Source organism: Kitasatospora sp. NPDC091257 (assembly GCF_044757675.1).
GTDB lineage: Bacteria > Actinomycetota > Actinomycetes > Streptomycetales > Streptomycetaceae > Kitasatospora > Kitasatospora lactacystinica.
This window is the reverse complement of the sequence record NZ_JBIVVI010000236.1, coordinates 1-9,147: the sequence shown is the minus strand read 5'-3', so window position 1 is coordinate 9,147 and position 9,147 is coordinate 1. Positions and strand designations below refer to the sequence as shown.

At 75.2% G+C, this 9,147-nt stretch carries 11 protein-coding genes; 5 read left to right on the top strand and 6 right to left on the bottom strand.

Annotated elements, in window-relative coordinates; genetic code table 11:
- Window positions 1-185: 185 nt before the first annotated feature.
- From ACIQOV_RS13885 to ACIQOV_RS13870, 4 genes are all read right to left on the bottom strand, one after another.
- Entirely contained in the window at window positions 186-1,073 is an 888-nt protein-coding gene (locus tag ACIQOV_RS13885; protein WP_401048394.1) for a hypothetical protein, read from the bottom strand.
- Window positions 1,070-1,720: a hypothetical protein gene (locus tag ACIQOV_RS13880; protein ID WP_401048392.1), complete on the bottom strand. Its 651-nt coding sequence runs from the start codon at window positions 1,718-1,720 to the stop codon at window positions 1,070-1,072. The genes ACIQOV_RS13885 and ACIQOV_RS13880 overlap by 4 nt, the downstream gene beginning before the upstream one ends.
- Before the next feature lie 569 nt (window positions 1,721-2,289).
- The gene (locus tag ACIQOV_RS13875; protein ID WP_401048390.1) at window positions 2,290-2,514 is read right to left on the bottom strand and encodes a hypothetical protein; all 225 of its coding nucleotides are present in this window, start codon (window positions 2,512-2,514) and stop codon (window positions 2,290-2,292) included.
- Window positions 2,511-3,338, bottom strand: a complete 828-nt coding sequence (locus ACIQOV_RS13870; RefSeq protein ID WP_401048388.1) for a hypothetical protein — start codon at window positions 3,336-3,338, stop codon at window positions 2,511-2,513. Before ACIQOV_RS13870 ends, ACIQOV_RS13875 begins: the two co-directional genes overlap by 4 nt.
- Window positions 3,339-3,610: 272 nt before the next feature.
- Here ACIQOV_RS13870 and ACIQOV_RS13865 point away from each other — a divergent pair, with 272 nt between their 5' ends.
- Window positions 3,611-3,931, top strand: a complete 321-nt coding sequence (locus ACIQOV_RS13865) for a hypothetical protein (RefSeq protein ID WP_401048386.1) — start codon at window positions 3,611-3,613, stop codon at window positions 3,929-3,931.
- 18 nt (window positions 3,932-3,949) lie between these two features.
- Here ACIQOV_RS13865 and ACIQOV_RS13860 read toward each other — a convergent pair whose 3' ends face one another.
- Window positions 3,950-4,834 carry a LysR family transcriptional regulator gene (locus tag ACIQOV_RS13860; protein ID WP_401048384.1) on the bottom strand — a complete coding sequence of 295 codons (885 nt, stop codon included), beginning with the start codon at window positions 4,832-4,834 and terminating at the stop codon, window positions 3,950-3,952.
- A gap of 92 nt (window positions 4,835-4,926) precedes the next feature.
- Here ACIQOV_RS13860 and ACIQOV_RS13855 point away from each other — a divergent pair, with 92 nt between their 5' ends.
- From ACIQOV_RS13855 to ACIQOV_RS13840, 4 genes are all read left to right on the top strand, one after another.
- A complete protein-coding gene (locus tag ACIQOV_RS13855; protein ID WP_401048382.1) occupies window positions 4,927-5,937 on the top strand; it encodes a DMT family transporter in 1,011 nt (336 codons plus the stop codon).
- A gap of 85 nt (window positions 5,938-6,022) precedes the next feature.
- Window positions 6,023-7,291, top strand: coding sequence for a sensor histidine kinase (locus tag ACIQOV_RS13850; RefSeq protein ID WP_401048395.1), 1,269 nt, complete (start codon window positions 6,023-6,025; stop codon window positions 7,289-7,291).
- A complete protein-coding gene (locus ACIQOV_RS13845) occupies window positions 7,276-7,932 on the top strand; it encodes a response regulator transcription factor (protein WP_359897632.1) in 657 nt (218 codons plus the stop codon). Before ACIQOV_RS13850 ends, ACIQOV_RS13845 begins: the two co-directional genes overlap by 16 nt.
- Window positions 7,933-8,000: 68 nt before the next feature.
- Window positions 8,001-8,363 carry a hypothetical protein gene (locus ACIQOV_RS13840; protein WP_401048379.1) on the top strand — a complete coding sequence of 121 codons (363 nt, stop codon included), beginning with the start codon at window positions 8,001-8,003 and terminating at the stop codon, window positions 8,361-8,363.
- Here the strand turns inward: ACIQOV_RS13840 and ACIQOV_RS13835 are convergent.
- On the bottom strand, window positions 8,335-9,147 hold an 813-nt coding region (locus tag ACIQOV_RS13835), incomplete at its 5' end, for a glycosyltransferase family 4 protein (protein ID WP_401048377.1). The two genes, ACIQOV_RS13840 and ACIQOV_RS13835, sit on opposite strands and share 29 nt — an antisense overlap.

The window sequence follows — 9,147 nt, the reverse complement described above, 5'->3', positions numbered from 1 at the left end:
GGTGACCACTAGTACTGGGCACGGAGGGGAGTCTGCCCACTGGATCTCGGCCTCCTCCGGGGGGAGTCCGTCGGACTCGGCGTCAGGGCGGCGTCAGGAGATGGGTGCTGATCCGTGGCCGGGCGGGGCGTGCAGCGGGCCGGGGTCCCGGGCCGCCGTGGTCGGCGGTCCGGGACCGGACGGTGTCAGCGGTGGCCGGCGAGCTCTTTGAGTCGGCTGGCCAGGCCCGGTCCGGGGCGGCGGGCGATGCCGTCGATGTCGGCCCCGGCCTCGTCGTTGTGCTCGACCAGGCGGCCGACCTCGCGGGCGAGCGAGGCGGTGGGCCTGGAGTTCTCGGTGGTGCGCCAGGGCCCCATCACGGTGGGCAGGGTCCGGTAGTAGCCGGGCATCGGTGGCAGGCCGGGGGCGGCGCCCTGGCCGTCGGCGGCCTGGCAGGCCTGGGCCAGCCACCACTGGGCCTCGTCGAGTTCTCCGACGCCGAGGTGCTGGAGGTAGAGGGCGAAGGCGGCGCGCTGGTCGCCTGCGCCGGCGGCGATCCGCCACCAGAACGCCGCGCTGACGGGGTGTCCGGCCAGGTGGAGCAGGCAGCCGAAGATGCGCGCGCCCTCGATCTCGATGTCCGCGTCGACCCTGCTGTCGAAGACGACGGTGTGGGCGCGGCTCTCCTCGTGGGCGAAGCGGGCGAGCAGGGCGGAGGCCTTGGGGCCGCAGATCGCGTCGCGGGACAGGGAGTCCAGGCCGAGGCGGGCGCCGTTGTAGTCGCTCCACCACTCCGGCTCCTGGTAGGTGCCGGCCCGGTGGCGGGCGACGTCGGCGGCGATCGCGCGCAGGGCCTGCGCGTAGCCGGGGCCGCCCGGGGTCTCGCTGGCCGGGACGGCGCTGTCCCGTTCCGCGAGGACCAGGTCGAGCGCGACGTCGGCTCGGCCGCCTCCGGCGAGGTAGTGGACCGGCCAGGCGTGTGTGCCGGCGCCGTCGTCGGCGAGGATCTCCAGGTCCTGCTCGTACTCGGCGAACGGTCCGGGGGCGCGGTTGGGGGTGTGGGCTTCCGGGGGACCGGCGATGGGCTCGTTCACCGGCGTGCTCCTCTGCGGGTCGGGCGGGCGGACTTCAGGACGTGCAGGGGGTGCAGCCCTTCCTCCAGCTGGGCGAGGGCGCGCTTGAGGTTGCGGTCCACGGTGCTGGGGTGCGTACCCAGGAACCAGGCGATGAAGTACGTGGACCGCTTCGCCGCGCGGAGGATGACGATGTCGAACTGGCGGGGGGTGAGCCTGCCGAGCTGTTCGAAGATGCCGGTCTGGACCCGGCCGTCGTCGTCGACGGTGTAGGCGTCGGGCAGTGCGGCGCGCATCTGCGCGAGCATGGCGCGCAGGCGTTCGAGGCGGGCGATGAGTTCGGGGTCGCTCTCGCGGCGGCGGACTTCGAAGCGCAGGGCGTGGCAGAGCAGGCCCCAGGCGTTGACCACGACGTCGGGGCCGGCCAGGAGCTGGGGCCAGTGGATCGCGATCTGGACGAGGACCTGGTGGACGACCTTCTCGGCGGCCGCCGGGTCGCCGAGGATCTCCTCGGCAAGGCGCAGGTAGCGGCCGCGGTAGGTCAGGACGAAGGCCTCGTAGTCGATGGGCAGGTCCACCGGCAGGTCCACGGCGGGTGTGGCCGACTGTCCGGCGTCGGGGTCGCGGGCGGGATCCGGGCCTATGGCGAACAGCGGTTCCTCGTTCATCAGGCCCCCCACGGGCGGTCCGGGCGCGGGCGCCCGGAGCGGTGCCCGGCGGGCGGAGGGGGGTGTTCCTCTCTGCGCTCGGGTGCGGGTCGAATGTAGGTGCGGTTCATAGGGAGTTGTCCTTGCTTGTCACAATCTGACGAGGTGTTGCCTCGCCAGCGCCACGTTGTGGCCTGCCGACAGTCAAGCGGCCGACGCCTCCCGTTCACGCACCCCGACCGAACTAATTTCACTCAAAGATCACCGGCGAACACGGAGCGCAACAGACTCGGGCGGCGCACCCCTCACGGAAATACGTTCCGGCTGATCGCACCCCAGCACCCCGTCCTGACAGTTGACTCACGGTCAACTACCCTCAGTCACATCATGTGACGGAGGTCACTCCCTGGCGACGGTCAGGCGCTGCGTACCGGGACGACCCACGGGCGCGGAAGCGGTCAGACCCGATCCCCCGGGCCCCGCGGCATGCCGTCCCCGGCCGGCAACACCCTGTGGCCCGCCGTCGTCCCCGTCGGCAGGCCACGGGCCGTCGGCCCGTGGCCGGGCCGGGTTCCCTCCCGTCCTCTCCGTCAGTTGCTCCGCCGCCGCAGGGCCCTGACGCCGAGGTCGTAGGCCATGGAGCCGAGAGCGAGAACGATGAGCGGCCACACCAGCGGGGAGTCCGGCGGCACCGTGCCCGACAGCAGCGCGCCGCCGACCGAGCCGGTGCCGGCCATCGCGGTGCAGGTCGGCGCTGCGGGCACGCGCAGCAGCAGGCCGCGCTCGGCTTCCGGAGCGGGCGGACGGCGGCTCATCGGGTCACCGCCGCGGCGGCCGCGAGGGCGCGCTCGGTGTGCCGGTCGCCGAGGTGGCCGAGCTTGCGGCGGACCCGGTCCCCGTAGGCGGCGGGCAGGCCGAGGTCGAGGGCGGCGTCGGCCCAGGTGGCCTTGCGGGAGGCCCAGAGGTTGGCGACGGCGGCCTCCGTCGCATCGAGGCCGCGGAGCACGGCATCGACCCGGGGATCCGTGAAGTCGTGGTCCAGGACGAGAGCGCCGGGGGCGGGCTTGTCCGGGTACACGTCCCGGACCGTCACGCCGTTGCGGTTCGGCGTCTCCAGCAGCCACACCCGCTTGCCCCTGCTCGCGCGGACGGTGCCGTCGGGTGCTCGCCGGTGGAAGCCGCCGAGCCGGTGCTCCCACAGCTCCGTCCATCGTTGGCGCTCGGCAGCGGTGTAGGCGCGCAGGATGGCCAGCAGCTCCGGGTCGGTCAGGCAGCCGCCCAGACGGTCGACCCAGTCGCCCAGCAGCCCGCTGATCACGGAGTCCCGCCACTCGTGGGCCTTCCTGTGGCCGAGGACGTTGCGGGTGAAGTCGTCGACGGCCGCGTAGTCGCCCACGATCGCGGCCCATCGGGCCGCGAGGGCCGCCAGGAGCATCTCCTTCGTCGGCGGCTCCACCTCGAACGCGGCGAACCCGAAACTGGTGCACCCCAGCAGGTTCGGCTTGTCGAAGATGAACTCGACCTTCCGGTAGGTCCAGGTGATCGCGAGGGGGCCGGCCGGGATGAAGAGCATGCCAGGGCCGCCCAGCAGCAGCGGCGCGATCTCGCCGGCAGCCCAGTCCCTGGCCGCGGTTTGCATCTCGGGCCTCATGCACTTCACGGCTCGGCCGGTCCAGCCCGTGGGCTCGGCGAGCGCGTCAAGTCCGGCCGTCCGTCACGGGCACGACAGCGCGCGAGGAGTCCGGCGGGTGCGCGGACAGGCGGAAATGCCGTGGATCGCCGGGCGGGCCCGTGGCAGCATGGCGCCCATGACGACCGACCGAAAGGACCGTGCCGCGTAGTCGGCCGGGACGGATCCGCGCAGAGCTTCCGCGCCGCCGGGTCCGAGGAGCGCAGCCGGCGATCGACGGGGTGTCCGCGCGGGCCCTCGCCGAGATCGCGCGGCTCGAACGTACGCGGAACCACCTGCGGCCCGGGGACACGGCGGCCGCACTGCGTCGGTGGCGGGCGTACGTCCACCGTCCCGAGCGCCGGCTGTGGGAGGACTACGCGGAGCGCGACCTGTACTGGTTCTGCTGCGGTTGCCCGTGGGACGACCGGGACCTGCTGGAGGCGGTGATGCTCGCGCTGTCGCCCCGGCACGCCCGTCAACTGCGCGCCGTCGTCGCCCGGTTCGACGTCCGGTGGGACCTGCCCGTACCGCCCTGGCTGCCGCCGGACGGATGGAGCTGAGCGCCCGGCGCCGGGGGCTCAGGCCCCGACGGCGGTGTCCGCGCCCACCCCCGCCAGCAGTCCGCTGACCGCAGGGGCCCACGGGCGGCCGGTCGGCCCGGTCAGCGACAGCGTCCGGTGGACGGCGGGCCGGATCGGGACCAGCACGCAGTCGGCCGGGAGCATGGTCAGCGCCAGCGCGGGCATCACCGAGACCCCGACGCCCGCGTGCACCATGCCGATCAGGGTGTTCAGGTCGCGGATGCGGTGCCGGGGCGTGAAGCGGGTACCGGCCCGCCGGTAGGCCTCGCGGATGTGACGCTCGCAGCCGCCCTCCGAGAGCAGGAAGTCGTCGTCCTCCAACTCCGCCACGTGGACGGTCGGCTGGTCGGCGAGCGGATGGTCGCGGCGCAGCAGCGCGTGCATCGAGTCGGCGCCGAGCGCGACCGCCCCGGGCGGCAGCGGACCGGCGTCCACCAGCACGGCGGCGTCGACCGTGCCCGCCTCCAGCCAGGCCGCCAGCTCCTCGTCCTCGCCCTCGAAGACCCGGACGGTCAGCTGCGGATGGGCCGCCCGCCAGTCCTTCAGCAGCCCGGGCAGCAGCGCCTGGCAGACGGTGGTGGGCGCCGCCAGCCGTACGGTGCCGGTCAGGCCGCCGCAGTGCCGGGTGGCGATCGCGCGGACGGCGGCGGCCGAGGCGACGGCCGTCCGGGCGTGCGGGAGGATCTGCTCGCCGAGCGGGGTGGGGCGGCACGGGCTGCCGCGCCGCAGCACGGGCGCGCCGAGGTTGCGTTCCAGCGCGGCGACGGCGTGCGAGACGGCGGACTGGCTGATGCCCAGCTCGTCGGCGGCCGCTCCGAAGCCGCCGGTGTCGGCGACCGCGACCAGTGCCCTGAGCTGGGCCAGGTTGACGTCCGAGGTCATGAGACTTCCTCATCGCGGGTGTGCTGCCACTTGTTGGACTCATGGTCCGGTGCCGGGCCACGCTCTGTCCAGTTGATGGCACGGCCACGAGCGTGGCCACGGACGCAGCCACGGAGACGGAAGCGGAAACGGGCGCGGCCACGGACACGGACAAGGAGGTGGTGGGGGTGCGGCGCTGGCTGCCGGGCTTCGTGGCCCTGTCGGCGATCTGGGGTGCGAGCTTCGCCCTGATCAAGGTCGCGGTCGACGCGGGGGTGCCGCCGCTCTGGGTGGCGCTGTGGCGCTGTCTGCTGGGCGCGGCCGCGCTGTGGGCGATCCTCGTGGTGCGCGGCGAGCGGGCCCCGCGCGACCGGGTGCTGTGGGGCCACTCGGCGGTGGTGGCGGTGCTGCTCAACGCGGTGCCGTTCACCCTCTTCCCGTTCGGCGAGACCAGGGTCGGCTCGGTGCTCGCCGGGGTGATGAACGCGACCACCCCGCTGTTCACCCTGCTGTTCGCGGTGCTGGCCGTCCCCGGGGAGCGCCGCCCGGGCGCCCGCCGACTGGCCGGCCTCGGGCTCGGCTTCCTCGGCGTGCTCACCGTGCTCGGGGTCTGGCGCGGCCTCGGCGCCGGGGCGACCGCCGGCGCGCTGGCCTGCCTGGCCGCCGCCTGCTGCTACGGCGCCGGCTTCGCCTATCTGCGCCGCTTCCTGTCCGGCCGCCCGGAGTCGGTGACCACCCTCTCCGCGCTCCAGATCGCCTGCGCCTCCGCCGAGTTGGCGCTGGTAGCGCCGCTCGCCGCAGGCGCTCCGCACTGGCCCGGGGCGGGCCCGGCGCTCGCCCTGCTGGTGCTCGGCGTGGTCGGCACCGGCCTGGCGTACCTGCTCAATCTGGCCCTGGTCCGCGGCGCGGGGACGACGGTGGCCTCCGCCGTCACGTACGTGATGCCGCTCTGGTCGACGGCGCTGGGCGTGGCCTTCCTGCACGAGCCGGTGGGCTGGAACGCGCTGGTCGGCGGTGCGCTGGTGATCGCGGCCGTCGCGCTGGCCCGGCCGCGCCCGGCCCCGGTGGCGGCCGAGGGCGGGGCCCCGGCGGAGGACCCGAAGGGCCGTCAGCCCGTCGGTTAGGGTGGACCGGGTGAGCGAGGTCAGCGACGGCGAGGGCGGCGGGGGCGGCGAAGGGGGCCGCGAGGCGGATCCGCAGCCGACGGCCGTGGGCGAGGCGCTGTGGGCGCACCCGCTGCGCTTCCCGTTCACCCACTGGGTGCCGCGCTGCTGGGCGTACCTGCTGGGCAGTGCGCTGCTCGGGCCGGTGCTGCTGGCGGTCCTCGTGGTGCTGCTGGTGCTCGGCCTGGGCCTGGGGGCGATCGGCGTCGGGATCCCGCTGCTGGTCGCCCTGGCGCTCATCGGCATTCCGACCGCCACCGCGGCCCGGTGGCGGCTGCGGCTGGTGGAGCCGGTCCCGCTGCCCGACCCGCACCGCAGCCTGCCCGGGGCGGGCCGCCGGGCCCGCATCCGCACCCGGCTGCGCGAGCGGGCCACCTGGCGCGAACTCGCCCATGCCGCGCTCGCCTCGACGGTGCTGGCCGCCGCCGCGCTCGGCTTCACCGCGCTGCTGGTGCTCTCCGGCCTGTACGTGCTCTCCCCGCTGGTGGTCTGGGCGCTCGCGCCGGAGACCGTGATGCTGATCCCCGGGCGCGCCGTCCCCGGGCCGCTCGCCGCCCTGCCGTTCACCGCCGCCGGGCTGGCGGGCCTGCTGCTCTGCGCGTACGCCGGGGCGCTGCTGACCGCCGCCGAGGTCGCGCTGGCCCGCTTCCTGCTCGCCCCCCGGGAGGACGACCTCGGCCGCCAGGTGCTCGAACTCACCCGTTCCCGGGCCAGGTTGGCCGACGCCTTCGAGGCCGAGCGGCGCCGGATCGAGCGCGACCTGCACGACGGGGCGCAGCAGCAGCTGGTCGCGCTCAGCATGACCCTCGGGCTCGCCGAGTACGAGCTGCGCGACCGGCAGGGCCGGGCGGCGGACCTCGTCACCCGGGCGCGCGGCGAGGCCCGGCAGGCGTTGGAGCAGCTGCGCGGACTGGTGCGCGGCATCCACCCGCAGGTGCTCACCGACCACGGGCTCGCCGCCGCCGTCGCCGAGGTCGCGCTGCGTCACCCGATCCCGGTGGACGCCGACATCGAGCTCCCGGAGCGGCTGCACCCGGCCGTGGAGACCACCGCCTACTTCACCGTCACCGAGGCGCTCACCAACGCCGCCAAGCACAGCGGCGCCACCGCGATCACCGTCCACGGGCGGGTCGCGGGGGGCCGGCTGGTCGTCCAGGTGACCGACGACGGCCGCGGCGGGGCGGACCCGGCCGCCGGGGCCGGACTGGCGGGACTCGCCGACCGGGTGGCACTGCTGAGAGGACGGCTGATGGTGACGAGCCCGACGGGCGGCCCGACGACGCTGCGGCTGGAGGTCCCGTGCTCCGGGTCGTGATCGCCGAGGACGCGGTGCTGCTGCGCGCCGGACTGGTCGAACTCCTCGCCCTCGGCGGCCACCGGGTGACCGCCGCCGTCGGCGACGCCGAGGCGCTGGCCGCGGCCGTCGATGCCGAGCGGCCGGACATCGTGGTCACCGACGTCCGGATGCCCCCCGACCACACCGACGAGGGCCTGCGCGCCGCCCTCGCCCTGCGCGAGCGCCACCCCGGCCTGCCCGTCCTGGTCCTGTCCCAGTACGTGGCCACTCCGTACGCGACCCGGCTGCTGGCCGCCGCCGGTGCTCAACCGGCCGGTCTGGGCTACCTGTTGAAGGACCGGGTCGGTGACGTCGCGGACTTCCTGGACGCGCTGCGGAGGGTTGCGGACGGGGAGACGGTGATCGACCCCGACGTGGTCCGGGTGCTGCTGCGCGGCCGGTCGGGCGACCGCCCGCTGGCCCGCCTCACCCCGCGCGAGCGTGAGGTGCTCGCGCTGCTGGCCGAGGGCCTCAACAACCAGGCCGTGGCGGCCCGGTTGAGCATCACCGAGGCCTCGGTGGTGAAGCACTGCGGGAACATCTTCATGAAGCTGGACCTGGACCCGACCGAGGGCAACCGGCGGGTGCTCGCGGTGCTGGCGCACCTGCGCGGCGAGTGACCGGTCCGCCCGTCCGACGGCAATTCACCCACTTGTCACCGGGGTTGTGCGGCCGGAACGATGGCGTCATGGAGAGGACACGGGAACCGCAGAGCGCAATCGTCAACCGGCTGCTCAAGGGCGAGGCGACCAGGGAGGACACCACGGCGGCGCAGACCAACTTCCTGCTGTGGCTGCGGCAGGAGTGGGCCGGGGACGGCGACCGGGCGCTGGCGGCCTGTCAGGACATGCTGACGGCGGCCGGGGGTGAGGAGTGGAGGGCCATGCCGGAGCGTGATCTGTCCGCCCACGTCTGGCTGTTCAGCTTCTCCTGCCCGAGCCGCGACGACCTGCCGGGCCAGGCGAGGAACTGGGTGGCGGCGGTCCGCGCCAACGGCGGGGCGCCCGCCATCGCCCGACTGGTCAGGCACCTGCGGGGGCAGGCGGAGTGACCGGTCCGGCCGGAGCCTCCTGGGCGGACGGAGGCCCGGGCACAGCCGGCGCGACTGGAAGGACCAGGGCGGCCGGGGGACGGGGAACAGCCGGAACAGCCGGAACAGCCGGAACAGCCGGAACAGCCGGAACAGCCGGAACAGCCGGGGCGCCCGGGCCCGGCAGCGGCGAAGCGGGGTCCAGCAACTCCGTGAGCCGCCGCGCCGAGGCCTCCCAGGTCCAGTGCTCCTCGACCCAGCGCCGCCCCGCCGCCCCCATCCGGGCCCGCTCGGCGGGCGGGGCCAGCAGGAGGCGGGTCAGGGCGGCGGCCACCTCGGCGGGATCGCGGCCGTCGACGACCGTGCCGGTGACGCCGTCCAGGACGGTGTCCGGGGCGCCGCCGGAGCGGCCGGCCACCACCGGGAGGCCGGCCGCGGCCGCCTCCAGGAAGACGATGCCCAGGCCCTCGGCCTCCAGGCCCAGCCGCCGGGTGCGGCACGGCATCGCGAAGACGTCCGCGCCGGCGTAGTGGACGGCCGTCCCGGCGTGGTCCAGGCCGCCGGTGAACACCACGCTGCCCGGCTCGGTCAGCCGGCCGGCGAGGCCCCGCAGCCGGTCCTCGTCCGGGCCCCGGCCGACCAGCACCAGGGTGGTCCCGGGCACGGCCCGGCGGATCGCGGGCAGCGCGCGGATCAGCGTGTCCTGCCCCTTGCGCGGGACCAGCCGCGCCACGCAGAGGACCACCGGGGCGGTGGCCGGCACTCCGGTGGTGCCGGCCGGCCGGAAGACCGACGGGTCGACCCC

Coding starts and splice junctions, on each gene's coding strand:
- ACIQOV_RS13880 (WP_401048392.1), bottom strand. CDS start 1,720: ATGAACGAGGAACCGCTGTTCGCCATAGGCCCGGATCCCGCCCGCGAC.
- ACIQOV_RS13875 (WP_401048390.1), bottom strand. CDS start 2,514: ATGAGCCGCCGTCCGCCCGCTCCGGAAGCCGAGCGCGGCCTGCTGCTG.
- ACIQOV_RS13870 (WP_401048388.1), bottom strand. CDS start 3,338: ATGCAAACCGCGGCCAGGGACTGGGCTGCCGGCGAGATCGCGCCGCTG.
- ACIQOV_RS13860 (WP_401048384.1), bottom strand. CDS start 4,834: ATGACCTCGGACGTCAACCTGGCCCAGCTCAGGGCACTGGTCGCGGTC.
- ACIQOV_RS13840 (WP_401048379.1), top strand. CDS start 8,001: ATGGAGAGGACACGGGAACCGCAGAGCGCAATCGTCAACCGGCTGCTC.